16 protein-coding genes are annotated in these 19,121 nt (G+C 55.3%); 8 read left to right on the top strand and 8 right to left on the bottom strand.

The annotated features are described in order from the left end of the window. Window positions 1-16: 16 nt before the first annotated feature. From ACAM51_RS23650 to ACAM51_RS23640, 3 genes are all read right to left on the bottom strand, one after another. Entirely contained in the window at window positions 17-1,372 is a 1,356-nt protein-coding gene (locus ACAM51_RS23650; RefSeq protein ID WP_369642052.1) for a DUF3987 domain-containing protein, read from the bottom strand. Then, entirely contained in the window at window positions 1,365-2,600 is a 1,236-nt protein-coding gene (locus ACAM51_RS23645; RefSeq protein WP_369642051.1) for an inovirus-type Gp2 protein, read from the bottom strand. The genes ACAM51_RS23650 and ACAM51_RS23645 overlap by 8 nt, the downstream gene beginning before the upstream one ends. Window positions 2,601-2,894: 294 nt before the next feature. After that, a complete protein-coding gene (locus ACAM51_RS23640) occupies window positions 2,895-3,155 on the bottom strand; it encodes a helix-turn-helix transcriptional regulator (RefSeq protein WP_369642050.1) in 261 nt (86 codons plus the stop codon). A 621-nt stretch (window positions 3,156-3,776) separates the two neighbouring features. Between ACAM51_RS23640 and ACAM51_RS23635 the strand changes: the two genes are divergently transcribed. From ACAM51_RS23635 to ACAM51_RS23615, 5 genes are all read left to right on the top strand, one after another. Continuing rightward, window positions 3,777-5,102 (top strand): patatin-like phospholipase family protein, encoded by a 1,326-nt coding sequence (locus ACAM51_RS23635; RefSeq protein ID WP_369642049.1) that lies wholly within the window; start codon window positions 3,777-3,779, stop codon window positions 5,100-5,102. A 277-nt stretch (window positions 5,103-5,379) separates the two neighbouring features. Further along, window positions 5,380-6,198 carry a hypothetical protein gene (locus tag ACAM51_RS23630; protein ID WP_369642048.1) on the top strand — a complete coding sequence of 273 codons (819 nt, stop codon included), beginning with the start codon at window positions 5,380-5,382 and terminating at the stop codon, window positions 6,196-6,198. A 92-nt stretch (window positions 6,199-6,290) separates the two neighbouring features. After that, window positions 6,291-6,662, top strand: coding sequence for a hypothetical protein (locus tag ACAM51_RS23625; protein ID WP_369642047.1), 372 nt, complete (start codon window positions 6,291-6,293; stop codon window positions 6,660-6,662). 618 nt (window positions 6,663-7,280) lie between these two features. Continuing rightward, window positions 7,281-8,648: a hypothetical protein gene (locus tag ACAM51_RS23620; protein ID WP_369642046.1), complete on the top strand. Its 1,368-nt coding sequence runs from the start codon at window positions 7,281-7,283 to the stop codon at window positions 8,646-8,648. Window positions 8,649-8,651: 3 nt separating this feature from the next. Continuing rightward, window positions 8,652-9,653, top strand: a complete 1,002-nt coding sequence (locus ACAM51_RS23615; RefSeq protein WP_369642045.1) for a trypsin-like serine protease — start codon at window positions 8,652-8,654, stop codon at window positions 9,651-9,653. 695 nt (window positions 9,654-10,348) lie between these two features. Here the strand turns inward: ACAM51_RS23615 and ACAM51_RS23610 are convergent. Beyond that, window positions 10,349-11,275 carry a hypothetical protein gene (locus ACAM51_RS23610; protein ID WP_369642044.1) on the bottom strand — a complete coding sequence of 309 codons (927 nt, stop codon included), beginning with the start codon at window positions 11,273-11,275 and terminating at the stop codon, window positions 10,349-10,351. 194 nt (window positions 11,276-11,469) lie between these two features. Here ACAM51_RS23610 and ACAM51_RS23605 point away from each other — a divergent pair, with 194 nt between their 5' ends. Continuing rightward, the gene (locus ACAM51_RS23605) at window positions 11,470-12,591 is read left to right on the top strand and encodes a helix-turn-helix transcriptional regulator (RefSeq protein WP_369642043.1); all 1,122 of its coding nucleotides are present in this window, start codon (window positions 11,470-11,472) and stop codon (window positions 12,589-12,591) included. A 124-nt stretch (window positions 12,592-12,715) separates the two neighbouring features. Here ACAM51_RS23605 and ACAM51_RS23600 read toward each other — a convergent pair whose 3' ends face one another. The 4 genes from ACAM51_RS23600 to ACAM51_RS23585 all read right to left on the bottom strand — a co-directional run bounded on the left by ACAM51_RS23600 (window position 12,716) and on the right by ACAM51_RS23585 (window position 16,905). Continuing rightward, window positions 12,716-13,786 (bottom strand): hypothetical protein, encoded by a 1,071-nt coding sequence (locus tag ACAM51_RS23600; RefSeq protein ID WP_369642042.1) that lies wholly within the window; start codon window positions 13,784-13,786, stop codon window positions 12,716-12,718. 48 nt (window positions 13,787-13,834) lie between these two features. Next, the gene (locus ACAM51_RS23595; protein ID WP_369642041.1) at window positions 13,835-14,992 is read right to left on the bottom strand and encodes a tetratricopeptide repeat protein; all 1,158 of its coding nucleotides are present in this window, start codon (window positions 14,990-14,992) and stop codon (window positions 13,835-13,837) included. 113 nt (window positions 14,993-15,105) lie between these two features. Next, window positions 15,106-15,678, bottom strand: coding sequence for a hypothetical protein (locus ACAM51_RS23590; protein ID WP_369642040.1), 573 nt, complete (start codon window positions 15,676-15,678; stop codon window positions 15,106-15,108). Window positions 15,679-16,356: 678 nt separating this feature from the next. Then, window positions 16,357-16,905, bottom strand: a complete 549-nt coding sequence (locus tag ACAM51_RS23585) for a hypothetical protein (RefSeq protein WP_369642039.1) — start codon at window positions 16,903-16,905, stop codon at window positions 16,357-16,359. Between the two features lie 594 nt (window positions 16,906-17,499). Here ACAM51_RS23585 and ACAM51_RS23580 point away from each other — a divergent pair. Then, complete coding sequence (locus tag ACAM51_RS23580; RefSeq protein ID WP_369642038.1) at window positions 17,500-17,898, top strand: hypothetical protein; 399 nt, start codon at window positions 17,500-17,502, stop codon at window positions 17,896-17,898. A 109-nt stretch (window positions 17,899-18,007) separates the two neighbouring features. Next, on the top strand, window positions 18,008-18,628 hold the full coding sequence (locus tag ACAM51_RS23575; RefSeq protein WP_369642037.1) for a hypothetical protein: 621 nt from the start codon (window positions 18,008-18,010) through the stop codon (window positions 18,626-18,628). Window positions 18,629-19,121: the final 493 nt, after the last annotated feature.

Raw genomic sequence — 19,121 nt, 5'->3', positions numbered from 1 at the left:
CAGATCTGAACTCTCATCAGGTCCACCTCCCTTGCACTACAGGCATACCGTAGGAGAGCAGCGAAGGAGGGAGATTGATCAGGGCAATCTCCTCCTTCCCTTTCTGGCAAATAACAGCGATTCGCCCGGCACTGCTCAAGGAATGAAGGGCTAGATTGAGATGTGCGGCTTTGCGCAGTTCTGGGGGGCCGCAACGCAACACTTGACTACGACTGATGCGGCTTGGGCCTGCGATTGGCGATGCACGAACAAGGTAGTCATAGAGCAAGCCCGCCAACTGCTGCGCCCGAATCTCAAGGGGCGGTTCACCAAAGGCTTTCTTGGCCTGGCCAAGGTGCCACATAACAACACGACAAGCAGCTTGCACAGCCGCCTCCGAGACCTGCGTATCGCCAGAAGAAAAATAATGCAGCACGGCCGCAAGACGCAAAGCTTGCTCTGGTGCCCGTCTCACGAACACCGCCACGTCCCGCCACTGCGAACTGTTCGCGTATTCGCAATCCATCTCTCTCGCAAATGCAGTCCACAGGTCTGCAGCCTGCGGGCTCAAGATCAGAAGTTGCCGCTTGCCGCCAGGAGCCTTCAGGCTCCGGGCATACTGACGCAGCAGGGAGCGAAGCCGCTCATGAAACGGCGCTATCAGTGCCTCGTATTGGCCTGGCACTGCCACTGGTGCAAAAAAGCGTCCCGCAGGAGCCGCGTCTGCACAGAAGGACATGAGCATCCGGGGCAACAGCCCCGCTTCCACCAACATGTCTCCTTTCTTCTTCATGACCCGATCGAAGGTCACGCCCTGGGTCAGCATGCACATGGAGGCCCGAGTGTCCGTCACGAAGATGGAGCCTTCTTTGCGGCTGGTATGGCGGATGGTAGTGCCATCAAAACGTTTGCACATTGCGGCCACATCAAGGCGCTTATCAATCAATAAGGCACCCTCGTCCAAGGCATAAAACACCGACTTAGCACCGGCGCGAAACAGGTCTACCACCCCCAGTTCTGTCGCCTGCTCCAGCAAAAACTGGTGGGTCGTTTCAGCAGCCCCGTCCACGCCATCCTGAGGGATCTGCAACAGCCCCTGTTCGAACTCGTCAAAGGGCCCCAGCACCTGCTTTAGGGCAGACGACTTGCGGTCGCCTGAGCTCGCGATTACGCCAACGAACAAATTGGTCGGCATACGGTCTTCATGACGCGAGTACGGCGTTTGCACGTCAGCCACGCCCTGTACGGCCGCTGCTGCTGCCGACAGAACGATAGGGGCAACCAATGCGTCGGAGGCTTTAGTGCTGCCGGTGACAGCAGAAATGGCATTGCTGATTTCCGAGGGCAAACTGCCCACGGGATAAACGAAATTGTGATACCAAGGGTTAAACATGACTACCACCATTTTTCTTGAAGAAGCGGTTTCCCTTCGGACCCCGAACGGCTTGAAAATCCCTCACCTGCATCTGGTACCAGCGCGCTGGACCAGGCTTATTCTTTCTTTCTTTCTTCAGCTTCGAGCAACCAAACGACCTCATATTTTTGGGCATTCGGAATTTGAGCGTGTAATCCACCTTGGTCAGATAGTCACAATACAACCCCAGCACTTCAAAGAGATCTGGATCGTTGTAGCTCAACACGCGAAGTCCAGTTTTTTCGATTTTAGGCAAAGCATTGACATTGAATGTATGCCCTTTGCCTCTATCGATCTCAGCATCCCAAGCCGCTGCGATCTGACGTGGCACATTAATACGATCTTGGTGCTTAGCACCGTCAACCGCAATAAGCCAGTGCACGTGCAAGCCACGGATATCACCGCACTCAATCTTCCAAGCGAAGAACGTCAAATCGTTCCTAAACATCTTTCGCAAGATTTCCAGCATCTTCTCTCGGTAGCGATCGATCTCTTCACAATTCTTCAAAAAATCCCGCTGGCTTTTGAACTCCACAGGCACAGAAGGACTGGTAGTTCGGTAACCCCAATCCAGCCTCATCAGCAGATTGCGTGCGTTCTTGCGCCAACCGGCTTGTGCGACGAGCATCACGTGCTTGTAGCGCTCAGTAGCATTTCGACGGAAGTTCTTGATGGCATTGCGCAAATCTTTCGCAAGGAGCCCACGCCGAATCAGATCCGCCAGCGCATTCAACTCGCTGCTTGCTTCTATGAATTTACTCCCTGTCAACAAACAGAACTCCCAAGGTTCAAAGGAAAGGGGGGAGATGTAGCCTACGCCATCTACTTCACCACCACCGACAGTCAATGCCGCAGTCGCCGCTCGACGAATCAAATCAACCTCAGGACAAAAGACGCGGTATTCATACGCCGGCACCTCAGAGTGATATCGTGCCTCCAACTCATTCCACAGCAAGCCCAAAAAGCGCAGCATTCGCCGTCCCACACTATTCTTAGGAATCAAAACGTCCGCATTGAACCTTGCCCAGAAAGGTGGCTTGTAGTTGTGCGCAATCAAGTCCTGGCACATGCGGGCAGCCTGCTTGTGCTCAAACCACACACGTTCTTCGCATCCGATCATCAACTTACTGGAATGGCATTCTTCTGGTTCAAGAAACTGCTGCACATCAACATACTTCTTGGCAAAGTAGTATTGCTCTTTATCCATATACACCCTTCAATTAAATTCACACGGCTAGAAGTTCCCCAAGATGAACTAGTGGTCATCCTCGGCTCTATAGGCATGCTCAACTGATTGAGCATGCACATGTTCTACATCGACTGCTGAATCACATCCATCTACACCTATACACTCACTCCTATATGTAGTATCTAAATACCCAGTTAGAAATCTAGCCTACACCAGGAAAAATACATTGAATATTAGTCAAACGCTCCTTGGCAGAAGAAATTCTGACGGCAAAAATATCTTTACTCATGTCGCAAGAAATTTAATACCCTTCTAAGAAGTACGGTCCTTTTCAGCCAGGTTTTCCAGGTATTTATTGACGTCGGACATGAGAAAGCACCGCATGCGCGCGCCGAGGCGGATCGATTCCGGGAACCGATCATCGAAATAACGAGAATCGGGGTTTTCCTTCAGATAGGTCATTGAGCGCGAGATACCCAGCATATGGGCCAACTGCTTGCGGCGAATAGCCAACTGGGGAGGTGCATCTGAAGATGAACCTTTAGGTGGGAAAAATATTGCTTTATCGGACAAGGTTTTCTCCGTATTGGTTTGTCAGAACCTCAAGTACAACGCAATCAGTTGTGAAGCAAAACTCAACTGCTTGGGATCAGGCCGCGTCAGCAAGCGTCCGTCTTGACAAGAACCGCTTTTTGATGCGGTATTTGCGCCGCTCTGAGCGGCCTGCTCATGATCCTTAAGCGTCCTGCTAAGCCCTCAAAATTTGCTTCCCTCTCCTATGAAGAAGGAACGCGAATGCAGACCCCATGCTCGCGTTCGCATGCCGCCCCACATAGATCACTAGAGGCCAGTGCAACCTTTGCACGACGTCCCCCAGAAGGAACTGCGCGCGCATTGGTGTGGAGTTGCGACAGAAAATTGCCCAGATTTTTGATAGCGCTTCGCTTTTTTCTGCTGCATATCTGCTGCCGGGGCACTGAGATGAAAGCTGCGACCTCTTGCGCATTCCGGGCTTGCCCTAAACAAGCTTCAAGGGTTAAAACCGCGTTACCCGAGCCCAGCAGGTGTGTGCCGTATACAGAAGGCGCGCGAGCTGCCACTGCCCACATGGCCTAGCCTGGGGCGGCCGCTTGCACCCGCCACTACTGAAAACTAGAGGGCCCAGGGTTCATCAATCTATGAAAGGGAGGGAGCATGACGCTGACAGCAGGTGATTTCTACTCGGCCGCAAGCCATGTGGTGAATATGCTGGAGCCGCGAGGGCTCAAAGACAAGATCTACAGCGATGTCATTGACGCTGCAGGAAATCAATACGTCGACCTGGTGATGGAGGGTGGCGGGGTTCTAGGCATAGCGCTGGCAGGCTATGTCTACATTCTTGAACAGGTCCAGTTGCGTTTTGTCGGTATCGGAGGCGCGTCGGCAGGGTCGATCGCAGCGTTGATATTGGGTGCTTCAGGGCCCCCATCGCAAAGTAAAAGCGGCCGCCTTATGGAGATACTGGCGAACGTTCCCATGGCCAGCTTCATGGATGGGAAGGACGACGATGATGAGGATGCTGCGGACTTCGTCAACACGATGCTGTCCGAGCCAAGCTTTTTGAAGGGCATGGCAAAGGGCCTACAAGTCGTCGATAACCTCAAGGAGATCAAGGGCCTCAATAGAGGCGAGAAATTCCACCAGTGGCTCAAATCCGTGTTGGAAAAACAGGGCATCACAAGCACTGCAGAGTTGCGGGCCCGAATGGCCACGACACCTGAGGGCTGGACCCTGCGCCCCAACCTGCACCAAACCTCACAGCTTGATGGCAATGTATCGCTACCGCCCCTTGATCCTCTAAAACACCATCTCTGCCTGGTCGCGGCAGATATTTCCACCGAAACCAAGGTGGAATTCCCACGGATGGCGGAGTTGTATTGGCAAACTCCAGACGCCGTGCACCCAGCCGACTACGTTAGGGCGTCCATGTCGATTCCCGTCTTTTTCAGCCCCTATCGTGTGCCGCTACCGGTGCCCAATAAAGACCGCTGGAAAGAGCATGCGGGGTTGGATTCTGCAAAAAATCCCAGATTTCCTCCAAAACAAGCGTGTTTCGTGGATGGCGGGGTGATGTCCAATTTTCCGATCGATGTCTTCCACTCCACCCACAAGATCCCGTCACGACCTACGTTTGGCGTAAAGCTCGAATATGACGAGCGCAGCCATGAAATCAACAACGTACTGGAGCTGATCGGACAAACGTTCAATGCTTCCAGACATTGTCTCGACTACGAATTCATACGCAAGAATCCTGATTTCCAGCAACTGGTCGGCTACATCGACACCAAAGAGCATCATTGGCTCAAGTTCGAAATGACCGAGAAGGAGATGACTGATCTGTTCGTACTTGGGGCTGAAGCGGCTCTCGATTTTTTAACCAAGTTCGATTGGGGTGCATACAAGAACACTCGTGCCCACTTAATCGGAGCCTATCGAATAGCCGACGAGCACAAAAAGCAAACAAAAGTTATTGATCAGTAAATTCCACTCGTCAACAAGAAAGCGAAGCAGGTCTCAGGCTTGCTGAAAAATCACAGCAAGCCTGGGTTTCCTTTTTCCGTAGACGTGGCTGAAATGCGGCGTGGGTTCTCCGCACATGCCACGGTACAAAGCAAGCGGATTCAGCTCGACTATGTGCAGCGATCCGGAAATTCGACAGCTCAGGAGTTTTAGGGCTGACCCAATATCGCCCACCAGATGATCAACGTTGGATCGGTACTAGCATTTTAAATCCATGAACTAGACAAAAGGATCGCCGATGTCTGTCACTAAGCCTACGCTTACTCCTGCTCTGCGCAATGAGTATCAATTGCTCTTTGATACATGCCAGATCCGTCCCGAAAAGCGCGCCATCGTCCAGAAGGCAGTTGACGAAATCACTAGCGCACGCGCTCGATACGCCAACGTTGCCGATGAGCTTAACGTGCCCTGGTACGTGGTTGGCGTCATCCACAACATGGAGGGAAGTCTGAATTTCGCTACTCACCTTCACAATGGCGATCCCTTGTCTGCACGCACCGTACAGGTGCCCGCAGGCAGACCTCACAAGGGCAATCCGCCATTCACATGGGAAACCAGTGCTGTGGATGCGTTAACTCTGCAGGGCTATGACTCTTGGGATGATTGGTCGATCCCTGGCATGCTCTTCAAATGGGAGCGCTACAACGGATGGGGCTATCGCAACCAGCATCCAGACGTGAAGAGTCCCTATCTGTGGAGCTTCACCAATCAATATAGCCGGGGCAAGTATGTGAAAGATGGCATCTGGGATCCGGATGCCGTTTCCAAACAGGTTGGCGCCGCCTGCGTGCTGCGTCGGTTGGCAGAGCTGGGAGAGTTAGACGGGGTGGAATTCGATACAACAGAACCCGACTTGGCGGATGCGCTTGCCGACGCTGAATCTGGCGCATTGCGCTACGCGCCCGATGTGATAACCCACAGAGGGATTGCGCTGCAGGCATTCCTGAACACGTTCCCTGGCATTTTTCTGAGAGAGGATGGCGAGCTTGGACCGCGCACCTCGGACGCATATAGGCTCGTGTTTGGCCATTACCTATCGGGCGACCCTCGCTCATAGAGAACTGACCTACGGTCAGCCCCTTACGTTTGACATAGGGCGTCATCGCATCGTCGGCGGTTTTAGGTTTCCTATTTCCTAAGGAGAAATTAATGTCACGCAATATGCTATTCGTGGTCACTCTATTGGTGGTTTCTGTTCTAGCCGGTGGCGTTGCCTATGGCATGTTTGCGGTAGGTACGATGTCGGAATTCGAGAAGAGCAAGATGTACTTTGCTGCTTCAGTACTTGCGTTCCTTGCCTTCATTTTTTTATTGGCGATGATCTTTTATGCACTCGGACCTGAGCCGAGTCAGCCATCAACTGAATCATCCGGGAAGACTATTTTCGATGCGTGCGTTAAAGTAATTCCGCCGCTTGTGACGCTCATCATTGGGTTCTACTTTGGCGCATCTCAAAACAACCCCTCTTCTCCTACTGTTGCCAACCCTTCTGCGACAGCCGCGCACACTACTGAGAAATAGGCACAGTTCATCAATCCACTGGACGCTGTGCGATTTAGCCGCGCAGCGCCGGTGATTTATGACGTTGAGCGACCTCTTTCAGCAGCCTCCGCCGACCACTCTGGTTGTGAGATACCTGCCCGGCCCCTCCCCCGAGCGACGACCACCCCCGACCTGAGGGCAGGTGTCGCACAAGCCTCGGGGGAGGAAACCGCGAAGAACGCCAACGCTGGTGAATCGCCCCGTGTTTGAACTGCCCCCCAGAAGTTGGACGGTTGCCTTGCCGCCAATCAGGCGGTGTTTCTCAGCCGGTATCCCACCGGGCTGAGTCCGTTCAATCTGAAAGTGAAGTGAGTTCAAATTCCGCAATCGATCGCTGCTCGATTCATTGCGGGGAAGTATTCGTTTGACTTTTTGGGGGAAGCCCTTGTAGCCAAAATATCCTTGCATGTGAATGTCGGCAGATGTAGATTCGCGGCGACTGGCAAAGTGCTGGGGTAGATACAAATGGGCATCCGTTACGGTGTAACCATCGTGACCACTGAGCCAGTTGAAAGGCGGATGCGGCTTGCTCATTAAGGAGCAGTGCGGCCATCGCCTTGATCCATTTAACCAATACTGTGATAGGGGGAGGGGTCCATGAAGAAGCTATTTTTCCCATCAGTCTGCTGCGCGCTGCTTGTCTTGGCCGGTTGCGCTAGTGTCAAGGTCATAAAAGTGAATGAAGGGCAGCCACAGCCCGAGGGTATTCCGTTTTATCTGCCGCGGCCCTACGTTCAGGTCTACGAACCATTTGTCGTCTCCTCCAAAGTTTTTCTGTCAGTGGGCCAACTTACGCCCGATGGACAGTATCTGTTGATCGACAACGTCAAGGGTGACCTCGGAGGAATGCTGGCCGCCGATCTCAGCAAGGAGTCCTCGGTACGGTTTCCAGCCTCGGCCGTATCGCTTGTTTCACCGCCCGTGCTGACAGCTGGGCCGCAGATGGGCGATGCAGGTGCCCAGGCCCCGGCCGCCGCAGCGAGCACACCTGCAACTGGGGCCAGTGCTCCCAAGCCGGCCGCAAGTGCTCCGGAAGCGCCGAGCAGCACGCCAGTCGGGCAGTACAACATGTCAGTGACCCAGTCGGCTACTCCATTTCCTACGACGCTGGGTCGTCGTTTCTTCGATGTAGTTTGGATGCCGGATTTCGACGAAAAGTATGTCATTCAAGGGCAGCAGGGCCTGGGCAATGCCACCGTCGGCGTCACGATGGTCCAAGGTTGGGGACTTTATGGGCTGGATGCGCGCATCGACAACAGCGCCATTGTTCGCCCGTTGTTGGATTTCTATTCGACCGGTCTCGGCGCGCTGTCCAAGCTCGCTCAGAGCAAGATCCTGCCGGCCTCTGCACTCATGGGCGCTCCCCAGTCTGGTGATAGTGAGGGCGGAAAACCGGCAGAAACGGCGAAAGGGCTGGTCCCCGGGACCCGGGTCTCGGTGAAAGTCACTAAGGTGCTCGTTGCTGCACCCGGCTTGTACCCGGTGCTCAAGCCAAAGGAAGTCGGCAGCGAGGCGGCTAAAGACCAAGACACCGACAAAGCTCGCGTGCTGATCCCCCAGCGTCCTTACACGAACGTAGCATTCAATGTCTACGAAGTCGTCGTCGTGGAGGCCGCGAAGCCAACCGGCGATACACCAATGAACCTGCAGAGGTACTTTGACGTCGAAGGGCAAGGCAAGACGGCGTCGGTACCTGCTGCCGCTGCCCCGGGAAGCAATCCCGCGTTCGATACAGTCAAGTTCACCGTGACGGTGAACGATCTTCTGAAGACGGAGAAAGGCACCGACGGTGGATTCTGGGTCATCTCCGATGTGTCGGCAGGCAAGAAGCTGAAGGCGACTGCGAGGTTGACGGGAGGGTCGCAGAAGCCAACCAAATACGCCACTAAGGCTTCGCTCCAGCAACTGTTGTCGGTGCAGTCGAAGCAGTTCGCTACGCAGGACATCGAGATTTCTGGGATCTAGGCGATGCCAAGCTGCGTCTCGAGAGCTAAAGCGCAGTCGGCGGCGTCGTCCACAGGCACCTGGGAGCAACTGCCATCCGAAAAGCAATTGCAGGTGCTCACGCGGCTTTGCCGGAGCAGGTCCAAGCTGCTGAAGAGAGAGTTCCCGGAAGTACTTTCGGTGGGCATTGGGCACAAGACGACTGCTGGCGAGCGCTTGCCCACGCTTTGCCTCGGGTTTCTGGTGCTGCGCAAAGCGGAGGCAGGCAAGCAATTGCCGCATGCCATCAGGACCACGATCAAGATTGATGGTCGCCGGCGTCAGGTTCATGTCCCCACGGATGTGGAGGAGTTGGCCGATAGCGGCCCTCACCTTGCTACCGACGCAGCATCTGGCATCCTTGTTGTATCGGCCAGCCAACCAGCAATCCGTGGCACGGGAGCAGTCTGTTGTCTAGTTCGAGCTCAGGGACAGCCAGATCTGTTCGCGCTCAGTTGCCACCATGTGTTGACGTTGTCACCCAAGGTTGGGGGATGCCGCGTCGTGATGGATACGCTGGTGGCTGACCGCCAAGGTGTGCCCTTTGGCCAGTTGTTCGAGGCTGTCCCCATGACGCCCCAGCAGCCTTCTCAGATCGATGCGGCCATCGCCCGCGTCGAGGCCGGCAGCACGGTCGAATGGGTACACAGTGGTATGCAGCCCAGGAGCACGGACATGGGCCTTTCAAAGCCACATGACTGCACGATCTATGCGCCTGGTCGCCTTGTGCATGCGGTCTACGTGAAAACTTGGCCCGAAGTCCAACTGCCTTACCCAGGTTGCGGAGACATCCAGATCGTATGCGCATACCAGTTCCAGGCGGCAACCCAACCGGGGGACAGCGGATCGCCCGTCATCGGCGGTGATGGAACCCTGTACGGCATGCACTTCTGGGGGAGCCCATCCAGCAACTTTGCGATGGCGATACCGGCTGGCTATTTGTTCGGGCCGGGCGTGTTTCATGTAGGGACTTTGGAACTCGCCTAAGGAAGGTCTGTTAATTTCCATGCAACCGTAACCCACCGGGGCTCCGGCAAGAATAATTGTGCGTCGACTTTGTGATCGCGGGGGCGTCTTACGGATCCTTACTGCTTAAGGCTGATCGCGGTCGTTCGCGGTTTGGGACTGGGTGACTGCTCTCGCCAAGAGTAGCAGTCGTCTCAGCTGGCCGACGTGTCTGCGGCCAGGTAGTGCTGTGCGGCCGCGTGGGGGACAGGTCTTCGAGGACGGCACGCAGGTGCGCAAAATGGGCGCAGCCCAGCCGCTGGACGTAGGCGCCATCCTCAGCAGTTGTTGTCCGCGGCGTCATGTCAGGCCTCAGTTGGGCCCGCCGACCTACCGGCCTGCGAACTGAGGCGTCAGGAGTTGGCTGCCTCGGTCTTTCCATCGCAAGACGCCTGATCGCCCTCTTCAACCGAGCAGTTGCTGGGCCTTCTTGATGGCACAGCTTTAGGTGTGTATCCCAGTCCACTTGAACACTGAAACTGGCCACTTGAGCACCTTGACCGTTGATCGTGAGCAGCGAAGTAGATGTTAGCTACGTGCACCCACGAGAAGGAAGTAGGTTGCAAAGGAGTGCCCAAATACAGCCCGATGGGGTCCTAACTTTATAAATAAATGATCAAAGCCGCGGTTTTTGTGTCAAACCGTGAGCTTCCGTTTCTCTAGTCTCACTGTTGGGGTCAGTTGAGGCTCAGCACGTTCCCATCGGCATCGACCGTTGCAGTGACGGTTCCCGGAACGAGCGCGTTGAAGCTGTTGCGCGCGCGGTAGGTCGTGAACACGGTGATGGAGTTTGTATTCACCACGTACTTCGTTTCCACATGCTCATAGCTTTTGGGATCCTTCAGGCGCGCCTTGATAACGGCCTCAACGTTCCTGTGTGATCCGTCCCATGCAGAGAACTGGCTTTTCAGCTTGGCATCCATTGCCGCCCGCTGAGCAGCGGCCTCTTGGACCTTGCGCTGCGCTTCCACCTTGTCCTCGATCGCATTGAGCTTGTTTTGGTATCGGTCCCTGCCGCCTGGCTCCTCCTGGATGAGCGTGGCGTAGATGGTCTTGAGCCGCTCGGGCGGCAACCCGGCCTCGTTCTGCTCAAGATCTAGGCGCATCACCTGCACCGATGCGCGATGCTGCAATCTGCCCAGGTCGGGGTCTTTGGTCACGGTCATGAACCTGGTGATGGTCGCCAGGGCTTCACGGGGCTGGTTTGACGCGAGTTGCTGCTCGACCTCAGCGATGATTTTGGTTTTGTTCGCAGCGTACTCGACCTCGCGGTCGGTCTTCTGCTTCGCCCGCTTAGCCGCTGCCTCCTGCTGCATTTTCTGCTGCGCGGCCTCTTCCCTCTTCGCCTTCTGATATCCCGCCGAAAGCGCTATGCCGAAGAACAAGGCCACAGCCAGGGCGATACTCGGCTTCAGTCCGAGGCGGATCTTCAACCGCTTGCGGGAAGGGGGCAGGAGCACTGCCAGGGCGGCCACAAGGATGATCGCCGGCAGCACGTACACCTTTGTCTGAGTCATTGCGTAGTAGCAATACGCCGATAAGCCGGCGCACATTGCGTACAGCCACAGCGCGGTGTGGTCAGGTGTCGTTTTTGTCGCTGCCATCACCAGCTTCCTCAAGATTTTTGTTACAACATCTTAGCTGAGCTGGCGCTGTCGGGTGCCGACCTGGCCCACCCATTCGCGCCTGAGTAGACTTCGAACCGGCAGGCAGCGCAGGTACCTGCGCGTGTGTGGCTGTTTGAAGTCGTATCCTGGGTCCATTTGCAGGCGATTCGCGAATTGCGAGCAGGCGAAACATGCAAAAGCAGATCGAAACCACTGTCAGTCACTTGTACGACGGGGTGTTGTCGCCCCAGTCGTGGCATGCCGCGCTCGATGGCCTCTGCACCCACATCGAGGCTGTCGCATTCCATTACTTCACCCTGGATACGAGCGGAGCGCGCGTGCCGGAAAGCGCAGGCAATCCGGAGCGTACGGGGCTGACTGGCGACCGCATGGCCGAGTATGAGCAGCGGTACGCCGATACAGACCTGCGCATGGCGGCTACCTTGCGCATGCCAGTGGGCGCAGTGATGCTGGACCACGAACACATCGGCAGCAGGGATTTCTCGCGCGATGCCCTGTACAACGACTGGCTCGCGCCATTGGGCCTGCGACACACTGCTGCGTCCATGGTTCGAGCGGAGGGATCTGCGCAGGACTTCTTGAGCTTCATGCGCCCTTTGGATGGGCGGGCTTATGAATCGAAGCACAGGGCGGTTATCGAGCAGCTGATGCCCCACATCAACCGGGCGGCGAAACTTCGAGCACTAGTGGGTCACCTGTCTCGGCAAGCCGCCCTTGGTCTTTCCGCTCTGGATAGCCTCCCGCAAGGAATGCTGGTGGTGGACGCGCATTGCCGCATTGAGTACGCCAACACTGCTGTGCAACGTTTTCTCGGGCCATCAAGTCCACTGCGCTCTGCGAATGGCAGATTGCAATGTGCGCGGAGTGAGCACCAGGCGCGTCTTCAGCTGCTGGTGAGAACTGCGTGCGCCAGCCCCTGCCGCGCGGGCGCGCTGGAGTGTCAAAGCAGCCACCCACAAATGGACCGGCTCATCGCGTCCGTCTTACCACTCAAATCCAGTCATACGCTCGCCTCAGCCTGGCAGATCCCCATGGCGGTGGTCATTTTGGTGGTCCCAGGCGCTATAGGGGGCTTGGACCACAGGGTGGTGGGGGAGATGCTGGGCCTGTCTCCCGCCGAGGCCCGCCTCGCTCTGCTGCTCACTGCTGGCAAGTCCATCAAGGACTTCGCTGTGGCCGAAGGTTGCAGTTGGCACACGGCGCGCACGCATGCGAGGAACCTGATGGCAAAGACAGGATGCCATCGTCAGGTGGAGCTTGTGCAGTTGGTTCAGGCGCTCCAAATGGAGTGACCGCTTGGAGCGTGCACGCATCGACTGCAGGGCAGGCCCTGAGCCAGTGCGTATCCGGACCGCAAGGCCATCCCTGCTGCGATGGCTCGCTCCGGATCGTCAGCCTGGCTACCGTGACTCGTACCTATACGTCGTCGCAAACTCTCTTTCCAGGCGTTTTATCGCCATCGGGGCGTAGAACGTATTCATTAATATAGCTTGGTGGATACAAGTGATGGGCTGATTCTGATTTGTTGTCGCTCAGGATTTTGGCGAAGTTGCAGGTAAGGAGGCCCATAGAGTGCCCTTTGATAAGTGCCTTCGGCCCGAACTGAATTTGGGTGTCGTGGCGTCCATGGCTGGTTCCGGTGGCGGAAGCGGTGAGAAATCGCACAGAAGTGAGGGCCTCTCCGCCATTTGAGACGCGATGAATAATCGGGTAGCCTTTTTTCACCTTGCCTTGAAGTCGCAGGTTTGTCCAATTCGTGACCGGCGATGTGTTGAAGGCGTAGACTTCAAAAACTTCATCTGACATATATCCGGCCTGCTGTGCCAAACCACCCCCCAATGAATGGCCGACAGCGTAAATTCTCGCACTGGGTCCTTCGATTCGCATGAGTTTGACGAGTCCTTCGAGGCGCCCGCGTGCATTGGCATACGCGGCAGGTTCAAATCCGAAAACGTTTGAAAGGTTCGAGCGCCAATCGATTGCCCACTGGCCTTTCCTATTTTCTGTACCTCTGTAGGCGATAACAAACGCGAGGATTTTTCCGTCAGCATTGCGACGCACATAGGTCTCGTAGAACAGGCCGTCACTGAGATCGTTCACGCAAGGAGGTTCGTCACCAACCCGGGTTTCCCTTGGGACCCAGCGCTCCCAGAACTCTGCTCGCGATTCCGACGCAGCGTGGCGTGGCATGCCGAAGTTCCGGTCGCCCGCGTAGGTGGGCTTCAGATAGTCGCAAGCAAATTGGTCGCGATCCGAAACGTCCATATCAAGGCGGTATGCTGTCAAGGCAAAAACCGCCATGAGGCCATATTTTTGGGACATGTCCAAAAGGAACCAGTCATCGCTGTCATTTGGCACTGTGACATCATTACCAGGCTTTCCTTCTTTTGCATCATGGACATCGCTGTGCGCATGCAGAGCTTTAACGGCTCCGCATCCAATCAGGGAGGTTGATAGGATCGTCGCGAAAATAATTCGAAAACACATTTTTATCATTGTCGCTCCGTTTCTATTGTTGCGTCGGAAGGGCAGATATCACCGAGAAGAGTCACCTCGACGCTTTCTGAGGTCGGTAAGACTCCAGTAGGCGACACAAAGCCAGCCTTTTTGTAGGCGAATAGTCGAGTTTTGACGCGGGGTGGTTTGGCAGACGCATTCGGTTCGGTCTTTGACTTCAACGAAGCCCCTCGCAATGTCCTCAGAAATTCTCGCTTCACGCAGGCTGGTGGCCGAACTGCAGGCTGCTGCTCGCGACGGGCCTTGTCCCTTGAAGGCCATCCAAGGCGGAACTGGATCGCCCCATGTTTCCGAAGTGGGAAAGCGCTCGTAATTGTTCGATTCGATGATTTCCGTATCAGCACTGGCCGTGGGCGTCGCCACATTCGACGAGTTCCGCGCGGTTGATTGACCCGGGGATGCGTCTGGGGCGGTCTTTGGGCGGGTGCTGTCAGCCGTTCCTCGGTTGGCCTGAAGGGCTGACCGCAATCTGTTTGGCTCCTGGAGCGCTTGCGCTGTGATGGCGTCTATACGTCGGCGCGAGTTCTCCAGATTCGCCTTGTCTTGCGCCAAGTTCGCTCTGAGCGCGTCGCCGAACGAAGGCGCAGTTTGGTTGCATGACCAGAAGGGAATCTGTTTTTCGGTGCACTGGCGGTATTCATTGCCTCTGCATTGACTGCATGTTCGGGCCAAGTCATCGGCCTCCGATCTGGCAACTTCTTCTGCATACTCCTCTTTTGATTTGGCTGCAGCCGCCCGAGAGGCATTAGATAGCCTGGAGTATTTTTGACTAGCAGAAGGAACGTTATTGAGTGCGGCTTTCTGGTACCACGCCTCGGCCAAGTTTTTATCGCCGATAGCTTTGTAGAGATCGCCTAACTTTTCTTGCGCAGGGCCGTAGTCTTGCTTGGCTGAAAGAAAATAGTATTCCCGCGCCTGTTCAATGGATTTTGGTGTACCCAAGCCGTTCTCGTGAAAGTACCCGACGCTGAACTGCGCCAAGTGATCGCCTTGGGCTGCTGCACGCAAGTTCCATTGATATGCAGCTTCGGAGCTTCGTGGTACGCCTTGCCCACGGAAGTACATCTCGCCAACCACACGCTGAGCCAATGCGTTGCCCTGTCGCGCGAAAACTATATAGTCCGCGTAGGCTTCTTCGTACTTGCCTGCATGGAAGAATTTTTCGGCTGCTTCCAAGCTTGCAGAATGTGCTGCTGAGGCTGCAAAGACCGCCCCGGCGCACAAAGAAAACGATAATAGCAATCGACGAGTGGCTCCGAGAAGCGAGTACGAGTTCGGCCTTCCGAACATCAGAAGAGGTCCTTCGCTTTGGGAGGTTTGTCGGCGGAAGCCTTTTGTGCACACAACTTCTGAGCATGGATAATCGCATTTTTGAGGCTCTCGCCGTATTCGACGTCTATTAGCATATTTGCAATCTCCAATTGCCAACTCATGAATATTCTTGAATCATCAATATGTTCGATCACTCTCTTGTCGCCAAGGGTTTCTGCATAAATTGATACCATCTGATTTCCATCGAACTCATAGTCGACTACCTTGATGGCTTTAGGGTTAAGGTCTTTGTAGTTGAAACTTCGAGAGAATTCGAATGTTTTATATGCGTTTGCGTAAGAGAAAGAAATTCTCACCCTGCAACCCTCCCCTGTCGCTCTCACTTTATGTGGAGGGTAGGTCTGGTCGGCTTTTGCAAGCGAAGTCGGGTGTGGAACAGCGTTGAGTTTTTTTATTATCCAATCTACCGTCTGTTCCAATGTGGGCCCTGATGTCTCCGGCGGTGGGCTGGCGGGCATTTCCACCCCGATTTGACTGAATGCCATAAAGGGCGTGAGGAGTGCTAGAAAGACAGCTGATTTCAGAAACATGAACGGCCTAGGGAATATTTCTTGACAGTTTCTGACTGTAACCGCATTTTTTCCATACCACAGATGAGGTATGGCGCTGCAGCTAGGAACAAGCTCAGCCTTTCGCCGAAACCCACTGGTGAATGGGTCCTTTCCACGTTGTGTGACTACCGGGGTAGAGTGGGCCTCGTTTTCTTGGGCCGGCCGCCATAACGTTGCGGTTCCAAAACACTCCAACCGGTTGAAGTTTTCTGCGAGGCCTAAGACGTAGGGCAAGGCGCCTTGTGTGCGGAAGGCGCACAATCTTGGTGCATGATTGGGCTGATTGAGCCTTCAGCCATTCTTGAACGGATGTCCGATCCCTCGGCGCCCATGCCTCGTTCTCGCGACCTTGCCGTCATCTACGCCTACCTCCTCGCGTCGATTTCGGACCGCCTGGACGCCAGCGAAATGTAAGCGCCAATTTCGCCCCCAAAGTCGAGGTGCGCAGCGACACTTGTGCGGAATGCGGCCATCAATTGTGATCCGAGCCAGATCAAGCTGGACTGAACGCACAGCTGGCTCTGGCTGATTCCGACGCGACTCAGCACCACACCTCGAAGCACCCCAACAACTGCGCACGAATCTCGGCAGGCTTGGCGGCCAAGTCAACGGTCGAAAAGCGGAGCGGATGGCCCTGTATGACGACCATCTCATCGATCATCGTTCCAGCGGAGGGTGCAGCAGCAAGCCGCTTGCCGAGTCTGCCAACGGATCGCCACAGCCGACCTGTGACCTCAGATAGGCATACATCTGGTAGATGTAGCCGCTTCGCAGGCTTTGCTCCCGATACCACCCTGTCGTGACGATGGAGGTGAACTTGGTGTCGATGACGATACGTCGCCCCGCGCCACCATGTTCGAGCACCACGTCGGTCCGCATGGCAGGCAAGATGTCGTCAATAAGTGCCGTCTTGGACGAGATTTGCCAATGCAGCGTGGCGCCGCAACGCACATGCCAGCCGAGTGGACGGCCGGACATAGGTGTAAGGAAACAGCATCGGCCCTGCCCCTTCCCATCGTCTGGCTGATCGCCATCAAGGATGGCCTTGATCAGCAGCACCTTTTCTACCGAGTCTCCGAGTTGCTGATCAATCTCCGTGATAAGGGCCTCTTTGTCTTCGACGCCCTGTCCAAAGCGCGCCCGTATCGCATCCAGCAACGCCTGCGCATGGCCGCCGATGGTTTCGCGCTTGCCAAAGGTGCTCATGGTGATCTTGTTGATCGAAGCACCCAGTGTGTTGTACGACGGGTGTCTACGATGCCAGACCGTTGGCGGCGTGCCCGGTACCTGACACATGATCGATGCATCGCTGCCACCATGAGGGCTCTGGGCTATCCAGGGCGTGGAACGCTGACCAAGTGGGTCCGCGAGGCATTCCCTGAAGCCAGGATGGCCGTTGTCGGCAGTGTGGGCCAGCGAAGATATCCCGAGATGTTGGCGTCAGCGCCAAGCTGATCATGAATGCCGGTCCAACATTGACCATCTGTTTTTCGGTCCAGATGGAATGTTGGCGGGAGGTCTAAACCGTCATTGTGTGGTCACACCCTGATAGGCAAATCTGCACAGATCTGGTCAATCCGGCATGCGCGCCAACACCATGCACAGCAAAGACATTCTTTGCCAGATCGATTCCGATGGTGACAATGTCAGTCATGGACTTCCCCTTCCAACAAGCGAGTAAGTTGATGAGAGATCGAACTTCCCATCGTGGCACCTGGATGCCTTATCCCGCAACTGCGCGGTTCACTCGGGACGGGGAAGTCCCTTTCATTCGTTATGCCGCTTCAGAAAGCGTTGTGAATGAACTCGAGTAAGAATGAACCGGTGGTTTTGGCAATCAAGGATGCAGAATCGGAGCTTCCTATCCCGACAGCCTGGCGCCCAGTCATTTGTAGCGTTGTTGATGCATTTGTGCGCCATGACTATCAACTCAATGCTGGTGTACCTGGCGTGGCTCCGGTTTCTACTAAAACGGCGGAGCACATCAAAAGTTACATCCAAGACTACGGAGCAGAGTTGGTTGCGCTGCCGGAAGAAACGTGGGCTTCCTCGGTATGCATCTGGCAAGGCGATCGATGGGATGCACTTATTGATCTTTGGTCGCTTTCAGAGGGGAGAAGCGATCTTGTGCTGAGCCTTCAGGTATCAGAGGCTCAAGGCGGCTTCGAATTCGTCGTTTATATGGTCTATGTGCCCTAGTAAAAAGCCGAATAACAGGTTGCTCGTCGCGGACACGCAGCCACAGGTTGCCGCTTCGCGGCGCGGGCTGCGCGCCGTACAGCGCCAACGTTAGGCGCTTGCAGGCCATATGAGCAGAAACATCTTTACGGCTACTGAGGAACTTTCAGCGAAGCTGTTTGCCCTCATTGATTTGCCTCTATACGATCAATCTACAAGGCTGAAAACTAGCGATGTTGCTTGTTCAATGTCTTTGGAGCATTGGTCTGCCAGCATCAACTTGCTCAAGGCAGCGTTGCTTCCTTCTGCAGTTACGGTTCACAGAGCACAGTTTGAAGCGTTGCTTCGATCTATCTGGGTTCTGTACGCGGCGTCAGACTCGCAAATCGAGAGACTTTCGTCCGAACTCACGCTTGAGGCCGAGCAAGCCGCCAAGAACCTTCCCATGGTGGCCGACATGATGAGCGCTGTTGAGCGGCAGGGACCACCACAGGCACATGACGCATTAAAGCGCTTCAAAGAAAACTCATGGAAGGCGCTCAATTCATATGCTCATGCAGGCATCCACCCGCTTAGGCGGCATGCAGAGGGCTACCCAGTCCAACTCATTGAAAGCATCGCCAGGAATGCCAACGGGCTGGCCATCGTTGCGGCCATGCAAGCATCAGTCCTCAGCGGCTTGCAGCCGCTTCAACGAGACATCTTGGACCTCGCAGCCCACTACCCAGAGTGCATGCCACCACCGTTATGACGAACCGAAAACAAGCGCCTAACTGGTCGGTCAAGCGGACGCCAACACTGGCCATGGCTTCGCCATCTTCATGGCCAGTGTTGGTGCCCTGCGCACCTTCGGTACTCCGGCGCCGCTTACCTTGAGCGTTGAGATACCGCTTTCGCCAGCGGCGACCGACTGTTCCTGGCCGTAGGCTGTCGCTGTCTAGAGCACTTTGTATATCCGGGTGTCCAAGACTGAAGTTTGCGACTTATCACCCAGGAACAGAGGTGTGAACACTTGGATCGACGTTGTCTTGGGAACAGTCACGGAAGCTTCCAATTGCACGCTCTTTCCAGGATCTATTGGCACTGGCTCTAACGAAGCCAAAACTGTCCGGTCTGCCGATTGAATTACGAGGCCCACATGAGCCGGCCCTCTAAAGTTCTGAGCCCGAACCTCAATAGAGAAGCCGACCATCTCCCCTACTACCAAAGCTTGTTCACCTGAGGGAGCTGCGCGCTGTATGGCG

This window comes from Acidovorax sp. A79 (assembly GCF_041154505.1).
In the GTDB taxonomy this organism is placed as follows: domain Bacteria; phylum Pseudomonadota; class Gammaproteobacteria; order Burkholderiales; family Burkholderiaceae_C; genus Acidovorax.
This window is presented reverse-complemented; position numbering and strand designations above follow the sequence as displayed.